Origin of the sequence: Thiocapsa sp., assembly GCF_022340925.1 — a bacterium.
Lineage (GTDB): Bacteria > Pseudomonadota > Gammaproteobacteria > Chromatiales > Chromatiaceae > Thiocapsa.
Genome location: NZ_JAJDNA010000060.1, coordinates 1 through 19,115, shown reverse-complemented (window position 1 = coordinate 19,115; position 19,115 = coordinate 1). Strand labels below are relative to the sequence as shown.

18 protein-coding genes are annotated in these 19,115 nt (G+C 65.5%); 14 read left to right on the top strand and 4 right to left on the bottom strand.

Features of this window, described 5'->3' with window-relative positions; translation table 11 throughout:
* From LJE61_RS07895 to LJE61_RS07865, 7 genes are all read left to right on the top strand, one after another.
* Positions 1 to 1,502: proton-conducting transporter transmembrane domain-containing protein (locus LJE61_RS07895; protein ID WP_296917982.1), on the top strand; the 1,502-nt coding region annotated here is incomplete at its 5' end.
* Between the two features lie 33 nt (positions 1,503 to 1,535).
* Positions 1,536 to 2,417 carry a respiratory chain complex I subunit 1 family protein gene (locus LJE61_RS07890; protein WP_296917980.1) on the top strand — a complete coding sequence of 294 codons (882 nt, stop codon included), beginning with the start codon at positions 1,536 to 1,538 and terminating at the stop codon, positions 2,415 to 2,417.
* Positions 2,418 to 2,593: 176 nt separating this feature from the next.
* Positions 2,594 to 3,364 (top strand): NADH-quinone oxidoreductase subunit B, encoded by a 771-nt coding sequence (locus LJE61_RS07885; protein ID WP_296917978.1) that lies wholly within the window; start codon positions 2,594 to 2,596, stop codon positions 3,362 to 3,364.
* Between the two features lie 152 nt (positions 3,365 to 3,516).
* On the top strand, positions 3,517 to 4,095 hold the full coding sequence (locus LJE61_RS07880; protein WP_296917976.1) for an NADH-quinone oxidoreductase subunit C: 579 nt from the start codon (positions 3,517 to 3,519) through the stop codon (positions 4,093 to 4,095).
* On the top strand, positions 4,085 to 5,227 hold the full coding sequence (locus LJE61_RS07875) for an NADH-quinone oxidoreductase subunit D (protein ID WP_296917974.1): 1,143 nt from the start codon (positions 4,085 to 4,087) through the stop codon (positions 5,225 to 5,227). Before LJE61_RS07880 ends, LJE61_RS07875 begins: the two co-directional genes overlap by 11 nt.
* Positions 5,227 to 7,071, top strand: a complete 1,845-nt coding sequence (locus tag LJE61_RS07870) for an FAD-dependent oxidoreductase (protein WP_296917973.1) — start codon at positions 5,227 to 5,229, stop codon at positions 7,069 to 7,071. Before LJE61_RS07875 ends, LJE61_RS07870 begins: the two co-directional genes overlap by 1 nt.
* Positions 7,068 to 7,571, top strand: coding sequence for a ferritin family protein (locus tag LJE61_RS07865; protein WP_296909416.1), 504 nt, complete (start codon positions 7,068 to 7,070; stop codon positions 7,569 to 7,571). The genes LJE61_RS07870 and LJE61_RS07865 overlap by 4 nt, the downstream gene beginning before the upstream one ends.
* Before the next feature lie 154 nt (positions 7,572 to 7,725).
* Here the strand turns inward: LJE61_RS07865 and LJE61_RS07860 are convergent, their stop codons facing one another.
* Positions 7,726 to 8,184 carry a DUF2934 domain-containing protein gene (locus LJE61_RS07860; RefSeq protein WP_296909415.1) on the bottom strand — a complete coding sequence of 153 codons (459 nt, stop codon included), beginning with the start codon at positions 8,182 to 8,184 and terminating at the stop codon, positions 7,726 to 7,728.
* 246 nt (positions 8,185 to 8,430) lie between these two features.
* Positions 8,431 to 8,670: a hypothetical protein gene (locus LJE61_RS07855; RefSeq protein ID WP_296909414.1), complete on the bottom strand. Its 240-nt coding sequence runs from the start codon at positions 8,668 to 8,670 to the stop codon at positions 8,431 to 8,433.
* 221 nt (positions 8,671 to 8,891) lie between these two features.
* On the opposite strand from LJE61_RS07855, the gene LJE61_RS07850 reads away from it, so the two are divergent.
* The 3 genes from LJE61_RS07850 (at position 8,892) to LJE61_RS07840 (ending at position 12,392) form a co-directional block, all read left to right on the top strand.
* Complete coding sequence (locus LJE61_RS07850) at positions 8,892 to 10,208, top strand: polysaccharide deacetylase family protein (RefSeq protein WP_296917971.1); 1,317 nt, start codon at positions 8,892 to 8,894, stop codon at positions 10,206 to 10,208.
* Positions 10,209 to 10,393: 185 nt separating this feature from the next.
* Positions 10,394 to 11,860 (top strand): polysaccharide deacetylase family protein, encoded by a 1,467-nt coding sequence (locus LJE61_RS07845; RefSeq protein WP_296909412.1) that lies wholly within the window; start codon positions 10,394 to 10,396, stop codon positions 11,858 to 11,860.
* A 136-nt stretch (positions 11,861 to 11,996) separates the two neighbouring features.
* Positions 11,997 to 12,392 carry a DUF2750 domain-containing protein gene (locus tag LJE61_RS07840; RefSeq protein WP_296909411.1) on the top strand — a complete coding sequence of 132 codons (396 nt, stop codon included), beginning with the start codon at positions 11,997 to 11,999 and terminating at the stop codon, positions 12,390 to 12,392.
* 84 nt (positions 12,393 to 12,476) lie between these two features.
* On the opposite strand, the gene LJE61_RS07835 is transcribed toward LJE61_RS07840, so the two are convergent.
* Both LJE61_RS07835 and LJE61_RS07830 read right to left on the bottom strand, forming a co-directional pair.
* Positions 12,477 to 13,622, bottom strand: a complete 1,146-nt coding sequence (locus tag LJE61_RS07835) for an aminotransferase class V-fold PLP-dependent enzyme (RefSeq protein ID WP_296909410.1) — start codon at positions 13,620 to 13,622, stop codon at positions 12,477 to 12,479.
* Positions 13,619 to 14,923 (bottom strand): L,D-transpeptidase, encoded by a 1,305-nt coding sequence (locus LJE61_RS07830; RefSeq protein WP_296917969.1) that lies wholly within the window; start codon positions 14,921 to 14,923, stop codon positions 13,619 to 13,621. The genes LJE61_RS07835 and LJE61_RS07830 overlap by 4 nt, the downstream gene beginning before the upstream one ends.
* A gap of 231 nt (positions 14,924 to 15,154) precedes the next feature.
* Between LJE61_RS07830 and mdoH the strand changes: the two genes are divergently transcribed.
* The 4 genes from mdoH to LJE61_RS07810 form a co-directional block, all read left to right on the top strand.
* On the top strand, positions 15,155 to 16,984 hold the full coding sequence (gene mdoH / locus LJE61_RS07825; protein ID WP_296917967.1) for a glucans biosynthesis glucosyltransferase MdoH: 1,830 nt from the start codon (positions 15,155 to 15,157) through the stop codon (positions 16,982 to 16,984).
* Between the two features lie 5 nt (positions 16,985 to 16,989).
* Positions 16,990 to 17,754: an FkbM family methyltransferase gene (locus LJE61_RS07820; protein ID WP_296917965.1), complete on the top strand. Its 765-nt coding sequence runs from the start codon at positions 16,990 to 16,992 to the stop codon at positions 17,752 to 17,754.
* 108 nt (positions 17,755 to 17,862) lie between these two features.
* Complete coding sequence (locus LJE61_RS07815; RefSeq protein ID WP_296917963.1) at positions 17,863 to 18,840, top strand: zinc-dependent alcohol dehydrogenase; 978 nt, start codon at positions 17,863 to 17,865, stop codon at positions 18,838 to 18,840.
* 84 nt (positions 18,841 to 18,924) lie between these two features.
* A partial coding sequence (locus tag LJE61_RS07810; RefSeq protein ID WP_296917962.1) for a 6-carboxytetrahydropterin synthase occupies positions 18,925 to 19,115 on the top strand: 191 nt, incomplete at its 3' end.

Below are 19,115 nucleotides of genomic sequence, written 5' to 3'. Positions count from 1 at the left end.
TGTTGCTCGCCAGCGGCGACCTGCTCTCGCTCTTTATCGGTTGGGAGCTGGTGAGCTGGGCGAGCTTCCTGTTGATGGCGATCGGCGGTGGTCCCGCGGGCCGGGCGGCCCTGCGCTATCTGGTCTATGCCTTCTCCGGGGCGATGGCGATCCTGGCCGGGATGATGCTGATCTACGCCCAGATCGGCTCGCTGGACTACGGGGCTGTCCTCGAGCTCCTCGGCCAGCTCCCGGACGGCCAGGTCTGGCTGCTGCTTCTGCTGATCGGCGGCGGCTTCGCGGTGAAGATGGGCCTCCTGCCCTTCCATCTCTGGCAGGCAGCGGCCTATGCCGAGACCCCCGGGCCCGGCTCGAGCTTTCTCGGCGCCATCTCGGCCCGCATGGGTCTCTATGCCATCATCCTGGTCATCATCGCCATGTTGGGAATCGGGCGGCTGACGGCGATGGAAGTGCCGTTCACCTTCATGAGCGCCCGTGATGTCATCGCCTGGATCGCCGCGCTCACGGCCATCATCCCGACCTACATCGCCCTTCAGCAGCACGATGCACGCTATCTGCTGGCCTGGCACGGGATCGGGCAGGGCGGTTACATGCTCTTGGGTCTGATGGTCGGTAATGCGGTCGGCTCGGCGGGCGGGCTGCTGCATGTCTTCAACTACGGCATCACGCAAGCGGCCTTGCTGATGGCGGTGTTCGCGGTCGTGTATCGCACCGGCACTGCGGACCTCAACAAGCTTGGCGGTCTGGTCGCGCGCATGCCCCTGACCTTCCTGGTGCTGCTGATCGGCATCATCAGTCTGGCGGGACTGCCGCCGATGGCGGGCTTCGTGTCCAAGTGGATGGTCTATCGCTCGCTCGTCACGGAGGGGATGCCGCTGCTCTTCCTCGCCGCGGTGGTCGGGACGCTCGGCACCATCCTGTCTGTCTACAAGCTGATCCACAACATCTTCCTCGGCCAACTGCGGATCGAGCACGAGCAGGTCCGTGAGGCGCCGCTCAGCATGCTGTTGCCGATGCTGGGGCTCTCCACCCTGATCTTCCTCGCCGGCCTGACGCCGGGCCCGGCGCTGAGCTGGGTTGCGGCCGTGCAGGGCTCGATCGGACTCCCGCCGGTGCCTTTCACGCTCGGCGGGATCGAGGATCCGCGCGGCGGTCTCGACATGCTCTGGCTGGTCGGCGTGCTGATGGCGGGCTTCGGGGTCGGTGCACTCGTCTTCTTCGGGCTCGGCGGCAAATCCAAGCGTGTCCATCAGCTCGACAATTATGCCGGCGGTCACTTCCTGACGGCGGATGTCCGCTACCAGTACAGCGACAACTTCTATGCCGGCCTCATGCACCTGATCGGTCCCTGGTATAGGGGCGCCTTCATCTGGCTGGAGAAGGCCCTGACCGAGACCATAGCGTTCCTGTCGGCGGCCATGAACGGGGTCTATCGTTACGCGCAGCCGACGCTCTTCGTGCTGGCGACCGCGGTCGCGCTGCTTGCCGTGACGACTGTCTGAACAGGGGAAAGCGTATTGGATGCCTTACGCCTGATGCTTGAGCTGTTCCTGATGCCCCTCGTGGCGTTCGTCATCGGACTCGCCATGGTGCTCTTGATGCGCAGGATCGGGGCGCGCCTGCAGCGGCGCGTCGGTCCGCCGCTGCTTCAGCCCCTCTGGGACATCATCAAGCTGCATGGCAAGGAGACCCAGACCTCGCATGGCCTGATCCACGAGATCGGCATCGTGATGGCGATCGGCGGTTTCGTGGCCGCGGTCACGCTCATCCCGGTGCCCGGGATGAACGGCCTGGCGGAGCAGGGCGGTCTGATCGCCCTGATCTATATGATGATGATCCCCTCGCTGGGGCTCGCGCTTGGGGTCGGACAGTGCGCTAACCCCAACGGGTCCATCGGGATCTCGCGCGCCCTGACGGCGATGCTCGCTTACGACATCCCCATGGTGATCGTGGTCTTCGGGATTGCCTTCTTCTTCGGCTCGACCAACCTCGTGCAGATCGTCGAGGCCCAGCAGGCCGGCGGGATCGCCACCTGGGGGCTGGTCGAGATGCCGCTCCTGGCCATCGCAGGGCTGTTCGCGATGCAGGCGATGCTGGGCAAGCAGCCGTTCGAGATCTATATCGCCCCGGCCGAGATCGCCACCGGCCCCATGGTCGAGATGGGCGGGAAGTTCCTCGGCGGGCTCTTCATCATGCAGTGCTTTCAGCTCTACACCGCGGGCGCACTCTATACCCTTCTGTTCCTCGGGGGAGGGGAGAATTGGCTGACTTTCCTGATCAAAGTGTTCGGTGTCGTTGCCATCCCCATGACCATCGCCTTTCTGTTTCCGCGTTACCGCACCGAGGACGTGGTCAGACTGGTCTGGAAGTGGCCGGCGATGATCGGGCTGCTCGGGATCGCCTTTCTGATGTATTGAGACGCGTCCGGCATGATAGGCGCCGTTTGCGACCGGGCTGGTCTTCGCATGGATCCGCTGGCGTTGACGCAACAGCCGGCCACGTATTGGAATTGTGTGCGAGGCACGGCGCCCTTCCATGTCTTTCTTCGCGACAAGGCTGCTGACCAGGCGCGACCACTGAACGGGTATCCGACATGACTGAGGTGACCAAGACTCCGGCGGCGGGCGATGCATTGCCAGTCAAGACGGGCAAACGGACCAACCCGCTGGCCAACGTCTTCGACGAGCTGGTGCGCTTCGCGCAATCGCGCTCGCTCTTCATGCTCCACTACTGCACGGGCTGCGGTGCCATCGAGCTCCCGCCGGCAATGACCTCGCGCTTCGACATGGAGCGCTTGGGTATCCAGCCGATGGTCTCGCCGCGCCAGGCGGATATCCTCCTGGTCACCGGCTATGTCTCGGTCAAGACGTTGAAGCGTGTCATCCTGACCTATGAGCAGATGAATTCGCCGAAGTACGTCATCGGCATCTGCTCCTGTACGGTCAATGGCGGCATGTACTGGCAGAGCTATGCAACAGCCAAGAAGCTCAACGACTACATGCCGGTGGACATCTATATCGCGGGCTGCATGCCGCGTCCCGAGGCCGTGATCGCTGGGCTGCGCGGGCTCATCGAGGACATCCGTCGGGGGACGGCCGACACCTGGAAGGACTACTACAGACGCTATGATCACTATCTTGGCAATCAGCAGCGGCTGTTCGGAGAGGACTGGCAGACCCCCACCGATGTGATCGCCGAGGCCAGACATTATGGGCTCTTCGGCCCCGGGACCCTCGGCGAGCGTACCGCCCTTTTGGAGAGACACCAGAAGCCGCTCGAGGCGCTGGAGATGAAGCTGGACATCCCGGAGCTGATGGCGCGTCGGTCGGGGCTGGGCAGCAAAGGCAGAACGGAGGTGAAGTAATTGATCTTCGGCCCGATCAGGTCGTCATGCCTGTTGCCGGCGAGGGAAGACGTCCGATGGATCACCCCTGGTCTCGACCCCGTTCGTGCCTTCGCGGCTCAACTCTCGGCTCCTGAACATCGATTGAAATCAAGGTTTGGCTGGATCTCCGAATGAGCAAAGACCTCTCGACCTGGCTGGATACGCTGCTCAATGAGCTGCAGGGCATCGAGGTGCGGCGTCGGAGTAGCCGGCGCATCCGTGTCGACGTGCAGCCGGATGCCCTGCCGGCCTTGCTGGAGCTCCTGCGTGGACGTGCCTCTTACGTCCATCTCTCCGCGATCAGCTGTGTGGACTGGATCGATGAAGGTGAGTTCGAGCTGGTCTATCACGTCTGGTCCTATGAGATCGGCTCGTTGGTCTCGGCCCATACGCGGATCGCGCGCGACCCCGGCGTCTACATCTCGGTCTACGACATCTATACCCCGGCGGCCTTCTTCGAGCGCGACATCCACGAGATGTTCGGTGTCTTCTTCGAGGGCAGCCCGGATATGAGCCGCTTCATCCTGACCGAATGGGACGGGCCGCCGCCGATGCGCAAGGACTTCGACTCGGAGGCCTGGGTCAACGCGCATTTCGATTTCCAGGACTATCAGCCGGATTGGCTGCAGGAGATCGAGGCCAAGGGCGGCGGGGTGGCCGTGCGGCCGGACGAGCAGCGCTTCAGCCGGAGGGATCTCGATGCGTCCTGAGAACTACGAGGCCCAGCGACAACCGCCGAGCCACGAGTACGAGCTGAACATCGGACCCAACCATCCCGGGATCGAGGGCAACTATGCCTTTAAGCTGAGACTCCATGGCGACACCGTGCTGGAGGGCAAGGCCGACGCCGGCTATCTGCACCGCGGCTTCGAAAAGCTCATGGAGGGGCGCCTCTGGATCCAGAACCTCGCCATCACACCGCGTATCTGCGTCCCCGACCCGGTGCCCATGGAGGTCAGCTATGTGCTGGCCGTCGAGGAGCTCTGCGGCCTCGAGGTTCCCGAGCGCGCCCAGTGGCTGCGGGTCCTGCAGCTCGAGCTCTCGCGGATCGCCGCGCATCTCTTCACATTCGGCGGACATGCCGCCACCACCGGCATGTACAGCACCATGTTCTGGGGCATGGCCGACCGCGACCTGGTGCTGGACCTCTTCGAGGAGCTCACCGGCGGTCGCGTCTACCACATCTACAACATCCCGGGCGGGGTCAGGCGCGACATCCCGGACGGCTTCCTGGACCGTGTGAAACGCACCCTGGACTATCTGGAGTCGCGTCTGCCGGACTACGACAACCTGCTTTTCACCAATCAGGTCTTCGTTCAGCGTGCCAAGGGTGTCGGCACCATGAGCCGCGAGCAGGCGCTCGAATGGGGGGTCACCGGACCGAACCTGCGCGCCACCGGACTCAAATTCGACGTCAGGCGAGACGACCCCTATCTCGTCTACGAGGATCTGGAGTTCGAGATCCCCAGCGAGGAGGCCGGGGATGCCTGGGCCCGCACCCTCGTCAGGCGCAAGGAGCTGGTTGAGAGCATCCGCATCGCCCGGCAGGTGGTCGCCGCTTTGCCCAAGATCCGCGGGACGATCCGTTGCCCGATTCCCAATCCCTTGGCCTGGAGCGTCCCTGCCGGATCGGCCTACACGCGGGTCGAATCCTCCAAGGGCGAGCTTGCCTGGTACGTGGTCTCCAACGGCGGGGAGCGACCCTATCGAACCCACGTCCGCGGTCCCTCGCAGATGCATGCCGTCCAGGTGCTCGAGAAGCTCTCGGTCGGCGCGCGGCTGGAGGATATCGCCCAGACGATGTTTTCACTCGACGCCTGTCCCCCGGAGGTGGACCGCTGATGCGCGACATCGACTACAAGGACAAGGGCGGTGTCCTGAACCCGTTGAAGAATCTCTCCTTCTTCGGCCGGAAGGCCGTGACCGTTCCCCTGGAGCCCCGTCCGGCCTCTGCCAACTATCGCGGCTTCCATCTCAACGACTGGGAGACCTGCATCGGGTGCAGCACCTGTCAGAAGGTCTGCGACAACGCCGCCATCACCATGGTCCGGATCCCGGATCTCCCGGAGGATCCGGTGCAGGGGATCCGCAACCTGCGCCCGGCCATCGACTACGGGCGCTGCTGTTGGTGCGCGCTGTGCGTCGACCTCTGTCCGACCGGGTCGATCTCACTCTCGCGCGAGTACGTCCACACCTGCCTCGATAGCGAGCTGGACAGCTATTTCGTGCTTCCGGACGCCAAGGGCATTCACGGCACGCCTTACCCAAAGGGATGGGCCAAGTCCGAGGACGCCGATCTCGTCGCGCTCGAGCGCGAACGGATGGAGGAGCTCGAGCCCGCGGAGCGGATCGGCCACTTCCAGGAGATCGTCGCCGGTTATGACAGCAATCAGGCGATCATCGAGGCCTCGCGGTGCGTGCAGTGCGGCATGTGCTTCGATGCCTGCCCCACTCACATGAACGCGCCCGAGTATATCCGCGCGATCTGGAAGGGCGACCCGGAGCAGGCGGTGCGCGAGATCTATCGCACCAACCCCTTCGCGCATACCTGCGGTCGCGTCTGCACCCATCGCTGCGAGGACGCCTGCTCGGTCGGACACCGCGGGACCCCGATCGCGATCCGCTGGCTCAAGCGCTATGCAATGGACGCCGTCGATCATGAACGGGTCAAGGCGATCGCCGCGGAAGGCAAGGCGCGATTCCTCTCCGGCAAGCGGGTCGCGGTCGTGGGCGCCGGGCCTGCCGGCCTCACCGCCGCCTTCGACCTGGTCAAGCAGGGGCACGAGGTGACGGTCCTGGAGGCGCAGGCGAAGGCCGGCGGTATGGTGCGCTACGGGATCCCGGATTATCGGATGCCGCCCGATCGGATCGACCGCGATGTGGACGTCATCACCTCGCTGGGCGTGAAGATTCAGTACCAGACGCGTGTCGGCAAGGATGTGACCATGGCTGAGCTGGAGCGGGATTATGACGCCGTGATCCTGACCATCGGTCTCTGGATGGGACGTTCCACCCGCATTCCGGGCTCGGACAGTCCGAGGGTCAAGCGTGCGGTGACCCTGCTGCGCGACGTCGCCGACCAGGTGAAGGTTTCGATCCCCGCCTCGGTCGTCGTCATCGGAGGCGGCAATGTCGCCATGGATGTCGCCCGCACGGTCGCGCGCCTGCAGAAGCAGACCTTCGGGGCGGTCAAGGTCACGGTGACGGCGCTGGAGGATCTAGAGCACTTCCTCGCCGACCCGCAGGAGATCAAAGAGGCCAGAGAGGAGGGGATCGAGATCCTCGATGCCCGCGGTCCCCAGGAGATTCTCTTCAAGCCGCGCAAGTATGAGGTCGACAAGGTCCATGGATTGAGAACCTGGCGGGTTCTCTCCATCTTCGACGATCAAGGTCGGTTCGCACCGAGATACGACGAAGCCGACGAGCAGATCCACGAGGGTGAGATGGTGATCGAGGCGATCGGCCAGGCCGCCGAGGTCGATCTGCTCGGCGAGGACCTCACCGAGCGGCTCGAGTGGATGCGCGGACGCCTGAAGGTCGACGGGCAGGGTCGCACCAATCTCCCCTGGCTGTGGGCGGCCGGGGACATGGTGCGCGGTCCTGACGTGGTCTCGGCGGTCGCCGACGGACATCGGGTCGCGGCCAGCATCAATACCTACCTATCGATTCAGGAGGACGCGGCATGATCGAAGGGGCCGTCAGCAGCTACGAAAAGATCAAGGCCAAGACTTCACTCCGGGACATCCTCGATGTCGCCTGCTCATTCGAGGCGAGCGCGCGGGATTTCTATACCGACCTGATCCCCAAGGTCGGCAAGAACGTGCGCTGGGTCGTCGAGGAATTGGCCGCCGAGGAGCAGGAGCATCTCGATCTGTTGAGCGGACTTGCCGGCCGGGAAGACATTGCCGAGCAGATCAAGGCGGAGGTGCGCACCCCGGCGACCGACAGCCGATTCTCCGACTGTGTTCACCTGCCCGATCTCGGCCCCAGCCCGGATGATCAGGCGGTGCTCCAGTACGCGATGGGGCGCGAGCAGATCGCCATGGAGCACTACCGTTCACTGGCCGAGAGCACCGCGCCCGGACCGATCCATGACCTGTTCAGCTTTCTCGCCGGCGAGGAGACCAAGCACAAGACCGAGCTGGAGAAGGTCTACTACGAGGTTGTCCACTCGGGCGGCGTCTGAACGGCGGACACCCGGCAGGACGAGGTCCGCCAGCGGGCCGACCCATCCAGAGCGAAACGGGGGCTCGAGACCTCGGCTTGAGTGAGTGACCGGGCAAGGCCTCCCGGTCGCCCCGCCCCTGACAGCGGATCAACGGCCCGATGGAATGACTCGCTCAGCCACCGGAGATGCGCTTGGCATTGGCAAGCAATTCGTCGATCTGGCGTTCGGCCTCGGCCCAGTCCTCCACCTCGTGCCCGGGCGCGAACTGACGCTTCTCGGCACGGTAGTAGGCGGCCTCATGGATCATGTGCTGACGCTCCTCCGCCGAGACGTTGGCGAGGGTTTTCAGGCTGATCGCCTTTCCTTCGAGCCGGCCCGGCGCGGCTTCGGCTGAGGGCTTGTTCGAGCGACGCGCCGGTGCCGCCGAGCCTGCTTTCTTTGCGGGCGCGCCCTTCGCGTCGGTGGTCGATGGTCGGGACGTCGCCGCAACGGGACTCTGAGCCTTGGATTCGGGGGCTCCCGGTGTCGTGACCGGCTTCTTGCTGACGGTTTTCTTCGTCACTGTCTTATTGCTCCCTGCAGCCGCCTTGGGCGCCGTCTTCTTGGTTACGATCTTCTTGTCTTCAGCCATGTCACTCGCTCGCCTCTTGGATTCTGGTTTGGTCTCTAAGGGGCCACTTCCAAAGGCCCCATCGGTCGTGCGACCTATTGATTCAGAACCGGGGTTCCCTCTATATCGGACACCGGTAAGAATACACGGGATTCCCGCGCCTGCGTTAACAACAGATGAATCGTTCGCGCGATTTTCGCCTTGGCCTTGCGGGCGGCTTTCAGGACCTCGGACAGGACCGGTCCAGACTGCCAGCGGTGGCCGGCATCATGTCAGCCAGCGCACCAGGTAGAAGAGGCGCTGGCCCTCGGATGAGCTCGAAGGGCCATAGACCAGCGCGGGATGCAGGCCCTTTCCTGGATCCGCGCCGGCACGCGCCGCAGTTTCCTCGGCGACGATGGTGACGCAGCCCTCCGGATAGCGTGCACGGTCGGTCCGCTTGGTCTTGATGATCGCGAAGCGATGATCGAGCGATCTGGAGTCGGGGTCGATAAGGATCTTGGGCATCGCATCGTCGGCCGGAAGAGGGGGGAGCGGGACCGGGCTTTCAGCCGCCAGCCTCGTTAGGCGCGATGCGCTGGCGCCGTGTCGCACCTTTATCCCTGAAGTGGAGTGTCCGGTCGACCCGCGCAAGCCCGCATCGGCCTCCGGTGCCGTGGCGGGCTTTTTGGCTGGGGCGGCGGTTCTGTTATCCTCACCGTCTTCGTGCTATCCCGGAGTGTCGTACCGTGATCGCCCAGCATGCACTCGTCCTGAACCTGCACCAGCCCGCCGGCAATCTGGAGGAGCTCCTGGATCATCAGAGCTGGGAGGCCAAGGAGATCCTGTTCGCCTTGGACCGGATCCCGCGAAGTCTGTGGGGCCATGAGGGATTGGCCCGTGTGCATCTCTCCTTGTCCGGAACCCTGCTCGAGACCCTGTCGAATCCCGAGTTCCAACAACGGGTCTACGGCACCGTGGATTGTGGATCACTGCTCTGGCATCTTCAGAACGAGACCCTGTTCGAGGTCTTGGGCACGGGTTACTACCACCCGGTCCTGCCCTTGATCCCGGCAGCCGACCGGGAGGAGCATCTGCGCCGTTGGCTGGGCATCGCCCACCATCTGCTGTGGCGCCCGCGCTTTCAGGGTTTCTGGCCCCCCGAGATGGGCTTCTCAATGGAGCTGATCCCGTTGCTGCGCGCCTTCGGATACCGGTATGTGCTGGTCGACAGTGAGCATGTCGAGCCGGTCTCGGCGATGAGCTGGCAGGAGCTTCGCTATCGGCCACACATCGCGCGGCACGGCGGAGAGGCGATTACCGTCATCGTTCGGGATCGTGACCTGTCCGATGCACAAGAATCCGGGATGGAGCTCGACTGGTTCCTGGCCGAGGTGGCCGAACGGACCAAGTGGTGCGATTTCACCCCGCTGGTGACCACCTGCACCGACGGCGAGAACGGCGGATGGTTCCGCAATGTGACCGAAGGGGCCAATTTCTGGAGCGCCTTTTATATTCCGCTGCTCGAGCGCATCGCCGCCGGCGAGGCCGCGCTTTCGCCGACCTTCATCAGCCGGTACCTCGATGCCCATGGTGCCCATGGCGAGGTCAGCGTCCGGACCGGCGCATGGAACACGGGCTGGCACCATGGCCGCGATTTCACCCAGTGGACCGGGTCGGAGCGACAACAGCAGACGATCGAGGCCTTCACACGCCTGAGTCGCGCGGTCCACGAGGCCCGATGGTTCGCGGGCGAGCGGGGGGTCTCGGAGGGTCCCGAGGCCGAGGCGATCGAAGAGGCCATGTGGCGCCTGTTGCGAGCGGAGACCAGTTGCCACCTGTACTGGGGCGAGGCCTGGGTCCCCCGCGCCGAGTCGGACCTCGAGGCCAGTCGTGCCGCGCTCGAGCGCATCGGCGTCCAGATTGCGGAGACGGATCAAACGGAGCCCGAGCCTCAGGTGCCCGACTCAGAGGTCCGCGCGGAGGCCGCACCGGACGGCCGGTCCGGTCGCGCGCCTGAGTCCGAGGCGGCGGCGCCGTCCCGGTTGAGCGACACGACCCTGTAGCTGAGATGGGGCGAAGGGCACCGCGCCCAAACTGAGGGGCGACGCCCGTCCGCGCCGCATCCATGCAGACCCCTGAACCGACCAGCGGCCTCGGACGGTGGTCAGACCTCCGCCACCCTTCGGCGCCGCGGTATCCCGATCGTATCCTGCCCCTGGGCGTCCCGGGGCCCAACAAGGAGCTCAGCGTGAATCTGCTTCCCGAATATGTCGACGACCTTCCGAACATCTGTGGCCGCGAGTCGGACGTCGAGGCAACCGTCACCGGCGCGCGCAGGCGCCCACTGTTCGCCGATCGCGGCGGCATCGACTTCGGCGCCATCCGCTCGGCGACCGCGATCGCATTGCACCAGCACCAGCCCCTGATCCCGGCGGGCGGGGGCGATCTCCGCAGCGCGGCCTTGATCAGCAACCTCCAGTACATGATGGAGAACCAGCACATCGGGGACAACCATAACGCGCCCGTCTTCGTCTGGTGCTACAAACGGATGGGCGAGTTCATCCCACAGCTGATCGGCGAGGGACGGTCACCGCGCTGCATGCTGGAATATTCCGGGACCTTGCTGCATGGCCTGCGCAAAATGGGCGAGGACCATGTCATCGATGCGCTCAAGGGCGTGACCTGTAACCCGGACTACAACTGGGCGATCGAGTGGCTCGGAATGCCCTGGGGCCATGCGGTGGCGCCCTCGACCCCCGCGCAGGACTTCCGCCTGCATGTGAAGGCCTTCCAGCATCACTTTGCCGCGATCTTCGGTTGGGCGGCATTGGAGCGGATCCGCGGCTTCTCGCCGTCGGAAATGGCCTTGCCGAACCACCCGGACGTTGCCTATGCCTTCGTCAAGACGCTCGTGGATTGCGGCTACCAATGGGTCCTGGTGCAGGAGCACACAGTCCAGCAGACGGACAATGCGCGCCACCCCGAGCGGCCCCACATCCCCCATCGATTGGTGTGCACCAACTCGCACGGCGAGACCGCAACCATCATCGCCGTCGTCAAGACTCAGGGGTCCGACACCAAGCTGGTGGCGCAGATGCAGCCCTGGTACGAAGCCCAAGGGCTGCAGCGGGTCGAGCTGGCCGGCAAGTCCATCCCGCCACTGGTGACCCAGATCGCCGACGGGGAGAACGGCGGTGTCATGATGAACGAGTTCCCGGGCAAGTTCATGGAGGTGGTCGGTGCGGCGAGCCATTCGGCTACGCCCCTGATGAACGTGAGCGAATACCTGGAGCACCTCTTCGCCTCTGGGATCCGCGAATCCGACCTGCCTGAGATCCAACCCCTCTTCCAAGACCGTATCTGGGCCCGCGTCCAGCCGGGGGACGGCCCCGACAAGCTCGAAACGGCCATCGCCGAGCTCAAGCGGGAAGACGGGCGCTTCCACATGGAGGGCGGCAGTTGGACCTCCGATCTCTCCTGGGTCAAGGGCTACGAGGATGTGCTCGGCCCGATGGAGGAGGCGAGCGCAAGGTTTAACCAGAAGGTGCTGATCCCCGGCGTCAGCACCAACGAAACGCGTTACCGCAACGCGCTCTTTCACCTGATGGCCTCACAGACCAGTTGTTACCGTTACTGGGGGCAGGGGCTCTGGACCGACTACGGCCGCGAGATCTGCCGGCGCGTCAATGCGATACTGGATCAGGACTTCGGCTGAGCCTCCAGCGGCGGGCGGGGCGGGAGCCCACCGGGCTCAAGGATCCGGGCCAGGGTGCTGAAGGACGCGCCCGAGCCGTCGGTCGCAAGGCGCCATGACGGCAGTTGTGTTTGTTCTCACACTGATGATCCAAGCCATGACTGCACCACCGAACGCGGCAGATTCGATCGGCGTCTACGACCAACCCGGCGAAGAGCGCTATATGGAGCTGCTGTTCCAGGCCGCCCGCCAAGGACAGGTCTGGACCTTGAAAGGGGAGGACGGCTTCATCGCCTTTTCCGATGATGAAGGCCGCGACTGCTTCCCATTCTGGCCCGACGCGGCATGCGCCGAGGCGTGCGCGACCCGCGAATGGGCCGACTGCCGACCCGAGCCGATCGGGCTCGAGGTCTTCATGACACGCTGGTTGCCGGGAATGGCCAAGGACGGCCGCCTGGTCGCCGTCTTTCCCGCTCCGGACGGAACCGGCGTCGTCATCGAGCCGGAGACCTTATTGTGTGATCTACGCGAAGAAATGGATCAAACCGACTGAACGAAAGGCGGCCATGCTGCAGGCTGGTCCGGACGTTCAGCCCCCGACGCGTGCACCAAACGCGACAGGGCAGGGGCCCGAGGCTCAAGCGGGACCGCCGCCCGCCGCGAGGTCCAGGACATGCGCCATCGCCCTTTCGATGACCTCCTCAGGGGTATGGAAGTGAGGTGAGAAGCGGATCCCCCCGCCTCTGTCGGCACAGAGGACCCGGCGGCGCATGAGTCCGCCGTGGATAACCGCCGAGGCCATCCCCGGCACGCGGAAGGTCACGATACCGGCACGCTGATCCGGGTTGCGCGGACTGAGGAGCTCGAGGCCGTGCGCGTCGATTCGTTCGATCAGAAGACGGGTGCGCTCCTCGATCTCACGCCAGACGCGCTCGATGCCGACCTCCTCGATCAGCGAAAGACTGGCCTCCAGCGCGTGGACCCCGAGCAGGTTCGGGCTGCCACACTCGAACCGGCGGGCGTCCTCGGCAGGTTCCCAGATCCGGCGATCGTAGTCCCCTGAATGCGCCAGCATGTGCCAACCGAACTGCCGTAGCCTCAGGGTGGGACGCAGCGACGGCCGAACATAGAGCAGCGCAATGCCTTCCGGGCCTAGCATCCACTTGTGTCCGTCGGCCACCACGAAGTCGGCGCCCGTGCCTGACAGATCGAAGGGCAGGGCGCCGAGGCCCTGGATCGCATCGACACAGAGAAGGATGCCCCTGGCGCGGCAGAAGCTGCCGATTCGTGGGAGGTCGAGCCTGAGACCCCGCGCATACTGGACCCAGCTGACCGCGATCATCCGAGTGTGCGGCGTGCAGAGGGCAAGAAGGTCGGATTCCGGATGCGGGGACTGCTCCAGGTCGAGCGCATGCCAGGACACCCCCTGATCGGCGAGGGACTGCCACACGACCCGGTTCGACGGAAACTCCTGTGCGATCCCGATGATCTCGTCACCGGGTTGCCAGGCCAGCCCGTAGGCAATGATCGAGAGGGCCTCCGAGGTATTCTTGGCCAGCGCGATATCGGTCGCCGACTCGGCTCCGATCAGGCGCGCGAGCCGCTCGCGCAGCCGGGTCTCGGTCGCGAGCCACTGAGGGTAGTGCAGCGAGCCGAGCCGGGCGTTCTCTTCGGCGAAGCGGGCGACCGCGGCGGCCGCTCGGTTGGGCCAGGGCCCGACGGCGGCGTGATTCAGGTGACAGAGCGAGGGGTCGAGCGGGAATTCGTTCCGGCCGAGACTCAACCGTCGTTCCCCGTCGCTTCGGGCGTGGCCGACTGTTGCACCTGGACACGCGGCGCGGGCGCCTCGGCCGCCGGGGCAGCGGGCACAGAGGCGGTGTCCGTCACGGCCGCGGGCTGAGGTCCAGGTGTCTTCACGGCCTCGGCCGGTGGCGGTGACTCCGGGCTGGTCTGGATCGGAGCCGGAGGCGCCACGCTCGCGGCGGTGCTGGCCGCCGCCGGCGTGGATCCGATCGGCGCTTGGGGATCGGATGCCGGCCCGCCCCCGCTGGTGGTCAACGGTGGAGCCGATTCGGCCGCCGGCCCCGGGCCGGTCCTCCCGGACGCGGTCGATGGGACCTCTGTCGCTTCGCTCGCCGGGGCTTGCAGCTCGCTCGTCGACGGGCTCGCAACGGCTGGCGTGACCGCATCGGCGACGGCAGGGGCCGGCGCCTGCCCGGCGTCGGGCAGCACCGATGATCGGGTCGAAGCCGGCTCGGTCGGCTGCGCGGCGACCTGGGGCGGCGCCGTGGTCACCCCGGAGGCTCCACCAGCCGTCGCTGCGGCAGCGGCCGCCGCCTTCTGCTGGGCGACCCGCCGTTGCTCTGCCGCGCGGGCCGCGGCAATGCGCTGTTTCTCAACATAGTTCCCATAGCTGGGGCCCTTCCCGACGATGCTAACCTGGGTGCCGTACGAGACGTGACTGAAGAGGACCGGCGCCAGCTTGCTCGGAAGCCGGATGCAGCCATGTGACGCCGGCCGACCGGGGCGGGGGATCGGGCCGGCGTGCAGACCGATGCCGTCATTGGTCAGACGCATGAAATAGGGCATGCGGGCGCCCTCGAAACGTGCACCGGCCGGGATCGGATCGCGCCCGGCCTTGGCGTTCGATTTCACCACCTTATTGCCCTTGACGACCTTGCCGTAGAGATTGGAGCGTTTGTTTTCGACCTTTTCCATGACAGCAAACTGCCCGATGGGTGTCGCATAGTTCGGCAGCCCGGTGGCCACGGTGCTCCAGCCGATCTCTTCATCACCGACATAGAAACGAGCGCGCTGCTCATTGGTATCGATGACGATGCGCGACACCGGGCGCCCATCTCCCCTCCACTCATAGAGCGGGGACGGCTTGGGCTTCTCGACGACCTCGGAGACGGGCTGAGGTGGAGCGGTCTCCTCGGCGACGACCGATTCTTTCGGTTTGGCTTCGGGCTTGCTGACGAAGCGTGCCAGCTCAGTGCAGCCGGCCAAGCCGATCAGGAATGTCCCTGCGCCCAGGACTCGAACAGAATGAATAAAAAAGGGGGACAAACGATATGGTCTCATCACGCTCATCTCGTTTTGTTCTTTCCAGAGTCGCCGCCCCGCATGGGACATTGAAATGGATCAATTCCGACTAGGATAACGCGACAAAGGTTCGAGGGCACGCCAATCAATCCGTTCTTGACTTCCTGATCTTCGCACCGACTTTGCCCGCAGGTGGGAACCATTCCGGTCGTACGGCGGTGGTCCGCTGTCGGCATCCTCGCAACCCTGCCTGCCTTTGAGGAGCCTCCGATGCGGTCGGAACGCGACCCAATCAAGCCTGACCTCGGCGTTCAGGCGCCGGCAGCACTGCCGCGCCGCCGAGCGACTTTCCTGTTCGTGGTCGTCGCCACGATCGCGCTTGCGATCGCCCTGGTGGTCGCCGCGCTCGGTCAGGGTGAATTCGACCCACTGGACGCGCTACTGACCCTTTTGTTTGCGCTCACGCTGCCGTGGACCGTGGTCGGGTTCTGGAATGCCTTGGTCGGCTTCGTCTTGATGCGCCGACATCCGGACCCCGTTGCGGTCGTCTTTCCGCTTGACCGCGATCAGCCGCGCGCGCTCACCTCGCGGACCGCGATCCTGAGCTGTATCCGCAACGAGGATGCCGAACGGGTGGTCCGCTATCTGGATCAAATGATGCGGGGGCTGCAGCAATCCGGCAGCGCACATCTGTTCGAGGTCTTCGTGCTGAGCGACTCGACCTGGCCCGAGCGCATCCAGGAAGAAGAGGCCGGAGTCAGGCGCTTGCGTGAGCGTTGGGGACACCGGACGAAGATCCGCTATCGACGCCGCTCGAACAATGCGGGATACAAGGCGGGTAACATCCAGGATTTCATGGCCCGATGGGGTCATCGGTTCGACCTGGCCATGGTGCTGGACGCCGACAGCCTCATGGCCCCGGAAACCATCCTGAGAATGGTCGGGATCATGCAGAGCCATCCGCGTCTGGGGATCCTGCAGAGCTTGATCCTGGGCCTGCCCGCCACCAGCGGCTTTGCCCGGATCTTTCAGTACGGAATGCGCCTGGGCATGCGCTCGTATTCGCTGGGGAGCGCCTGGTGGCAGGGGGATTGCGGACCCTACTGGGGACACAATGCCATCGTGCGCGTCAGGCCCTTCCGCGCACACTGCCGCCTCGACCCGCTGCCCGGTCGACCGCCCCTCGGGGGCGCGATTCTGAGCCACGATCAGGTCGAGGCCGTGCTGATGCGGCGTGCCGGCTACGAGGTGAGGGTCCTGCCAGATGAAGGGGGGAGCTGGGAGGAGCATCCGCCAACCCTGGTCGAGTTCATCCGTCGCGATCTGCGCTGGTGCCAGGGAAACCTGCAATACCTCCGTCTGCTCGGCATGCCCGGACTTCATCCGGTCGGGCGCGTCCAACTTCTCCTCGCGATCCTCATGTTCCTCGGCTCGCCTGCCTGGGTGCTCTTCATGACGCTCGCGGCCCTTCAGATCGGACGTGCACCGGACGGTGGAGCGCTGTTCGATCCGGTCTTCGGCTGGTCGCTCTTCGGGTTGATCATGACGATGGTGCTCGCCCCGAAGCTCGCCACGCTCGCGCACCTGCTGCTCTCGGAACGCGGCCGCGCCGGGTTCGGTGGCGGTGTGCGCCTGCTGCTTGGATCACTCGGGGAGATCCTATTTTCCACCTTGCTCGCCCCCATCATGGCGCTGGCCCACAGCCTCTTCATCGGTGGCCTCTTGCTGGGCAAGGCGATCGTCTGGTCTCCGCAGCGGCGCGACAGCCACCGTGTCACGGCCCTGCAGGCCGCGCGGCGTCTCTGGCCGCAAACCCTCCTCGGCGTCGCGGCCCTTGCCTGGCTGGCCTCGACGAGCGCGGGCGGGGCGGCCTTCCTGTCGCCCTTCATCCTCGGGCTGCTGCTCGCGGTCCCGATCGCGGTGCTGACCGCCTGGCCGGCACTCGGTGAGTGGCTGGCGAGGATCGGGGCCTGGAGGATCCCCGAGGAGGTCGATCCGCCGCCCGAGATCGGCACGCTCGGACTTCCCGTGCTGGCCCCGGCGCTGAATCCGATGCGCGTCAGGGAGACCGTGGCGGTCGATGCGGTCGGCGGCGACTGACACCGATGCTCGACACCCTTCGAGCTGCCCGAGGCGTGGCGCGATCGCTCTGGATCTATTATCTGCATCGGCGCGGCCCCCGGATGGATGCCTTCTATCGCGGTCTGCTGAGCCCCGGCGACCTGGCCTTCGACATCGGCAGTCATGTCGGCGACCGCATCGCCAGTTTCAGACGCCTCGGCGCGCGGGTGCTGGCAGTCGAGCCTCAACCGGCGCTCGTTCGCACCCTGCGGCTCCTCTATGGCCGCGATCCGCTGGTCCAGATCGAGGCCACGGCGGTCGGGCGCGACATTGGGGTCGGGGAGCTGCGACTGAACCTCGTCAATCCCACCATCAGCACCCTGTCGACCGGCTTCATCCGGGCCGCCCGGGACGCCGACGGTTGGCGAGAGCAGCGCTGGGAGAAGAGCTGCCCGATCGTGCGTACGACGCTCGATGACCTGATCGAGCGCAACGGGGTTCCGCGTTTCATCAAGATCGACGTGGAAGGCTACGAGGCCGAGGTCCTCGGCGGGTTGACCCGATCCGTCGATGCCTTGTCCTTCGAGTTCACGACCATCCAGAAGGCGGTCGCGCGGCGAGCCTTGGGCGAGTGCCTGCGTCTCGATCTCGTGAGGTTCAACGCCGTGTTGGGGGAAGCCTATGCCTTGGTTCATGACACCTGGCTGGACGCCGAATCGATCGGCCGGTGGTTGGACGAGCTGCCGTCGGCCGCGAACTCCGGTGACATCTATGCGGTGCACGCCGATCACCCCCTGCCCGGACGCTGACCGTCCGATGACCCTGGCGACTGAGTCTGGGGTTGGACCGCGCGAGTCCGCGTGGCCGCAAGGCACGCGCAACCAGCTCGCCGATCGCGCCAAGCGGGAACGATCCGCATGAGCGACCTGAAAGGCCGCGCCTACTGGGTGACCGGCCCGATGCAGGGGGAGCTCAGGGATGAGGTGATCGCTCCGCCCGGACCAGATCAGGCCTTGATCCGCACCCTCTACAGCGGGATCAGCCGCGGGACCGAGGCATTGGTGCTCCGTGGCGAGGTCCCGCCGAGCGAGGCTTTGAGCATGCAGGCCCCCTTTCAGACCGGCATCTTTCCCTGGCCGGTCAAATATGGCTACTGCAACGTGGGTCGCGTCGAGGCCGGCCCGACCCGGCTGCTGGGACGCACGGTCTTCTGTCTCTATCCGCACCAGACGCTCTACTGCGCGCCCGTCGACGCCCTTCATCCGGTCCCGGACCAGGTGCCCCCGGGCCGCGCGGTGCTGGCGGCGAATCTCGAGACAGCGATCAACGGACTCTGGGATACGCCGCCGCGGATCGGCGATCGCATCGCGGTCATCGGCGCCGGCTCGGTCGGCTGCCTGTGCGCCTGGCTGGCCTCGCGGATCCCCGGCTGCGAGGTCGAGCTGATCGACATCAGACCGGGCCGCGCCAGGATCGCCGAGGCGCTCGGGATTCGGTTCGCCACAGCGTCGGCTGCGACGGAGAACGCGGATCTGGTCATCCATGCCAGCGGATCCCCGGCCGGCCTGGAGAAGGCGCTCGAGCTGGCGGGTTTCGAGGCAACGATCCTCGAGCTGAGCTGGTTCGGCACGGTGAGCGTAGCGCTGCCGCTTGGCGGGGCCTTCCACCGGCGCCGGCTGACCTTGCGATCATCGCAGGTCGGCGCCGTGGCTGCCGCGCAACGCGCGCGCTGGAACCATCGCCGACGTCTCGTGCTCGCCCTGTCCCTGCTCGCGGATCCCGTCCTGGATTGCCTGATCAGCGGAGAGGATGACTTTGCCGATCTTCCGCTCGCCCAGGCACGACTGGCATCGAACCCGGGCGATGCCCTGATGCATCGCATTCGATATCCTTAAGGCCCATGGGCGGAACTGCGCCGGCTTCGGAGGGGCAAAGACCGAGCCGATCCAGCTTCCAAAAACCGGAGGGTCAGGAACGCCATGTACAGCCTCTGTGTCCGTGACCACATCATGATCGCCCACAGCCTCCGCGGCGAGGTCTTCGGCCCCGCCCAACGGCTGCACGGAGCCACCTATGTGGTGGATGTCGAGTTCCGACGCCTCGAGCTCGACCGCAACGGGCTGGTCGTGGACATCGGGCTTGCGAGCCAGACGCTCCGCGCGATCTTGGC

Coding starts and splice junctions, on each gene's coding strand:
- LJE61_RS07865 (WP_296909416.1), top strand. CDS start 7,068: ATGATCGAAGGGGCCGTCAGCAGCTACGAAAAGATCAAGGCCAAGACT.
- LJE61_RS07890 (WP_296917980.1), top strand. CDS start 1,536: ATGCTTGAGCTGTTCCTGATGCCCCTCGTGGCGTTCGTCATCGGACTC.
- LJE61_RS07820 (WP_296917965.1), top strand. CDS start 16,990: ATGCTCGACACCCTTCGAGCTGCCCGAGGCGTGGCGCGATCGCTCTGG.
- LJE61_RS07875 (WP_296917974.1), top strand. CDS start 4,085: ATGCGTCCTGAGAACTACGAGGCCCAGCGACAACCGCCGAGCCACGAG.
- LJE61_RS07840 (WP_296909411.1), top strand. CDS start 11,997: ATGACTGCACCACCGAACGCGGCAGATTCGATCGGCGTCTACGACCAA.
- LJE61_RS07855 (WP_296909414.1), bottom strand. CDS start 8,670: ATGCCCAAGATCCTTATCGACCCCGACTCCAGATCGCTCGATCATCGC.
- LJE61_RS07860 (WP_296909415.1), bottom strand. CDS start 8,184: ATGGCTGAAGACAAGAAGATCGTAACCAAGAAGACGGCGCCCAAGGCG.
- mdoH (WP_296917967.1), top strand. CDS start 15,155: ATGCGGTCGGAACGCGACCCAATCAAGCCTGACCTCGGCGTTCAGGCG.
- LJE61_RS07830 (WP_296917969.1), bottom strand. CDS start 14,923: ATGAGACCATATCGTTTGTCCCCCTTTTTTATTCATTCTGTTCGAGTC.
- LJE61_RS07870 (WP_296917973.1), top strand. CDS start 5,227: ATGCGCGACATCGACTACAAGGACAAGGGCGGTGTCCTGAACCCGTTG.
- LJE61_RS07815 (WP_296917963.1), top strand. CDS start 17,863: ATGAGCGACCTGAAAGGCCGCGCCTACTGGGTGACCGGCCCGATGCAG.
- LJE61_RS07885 (WP_296917978.1), top strand. CDS start 2,594: ATGACTGAGGTGACCAAGACTCCGGCGGCGGGCGATGCATTGCCAGTC.
- LJE61_RS07880 (WP_296917976.1), top strand. CDS start 3,517: ATGAGCAAAGACCTCTCGACCTGGCTGGATACGCTGCTCAATGAGCTG.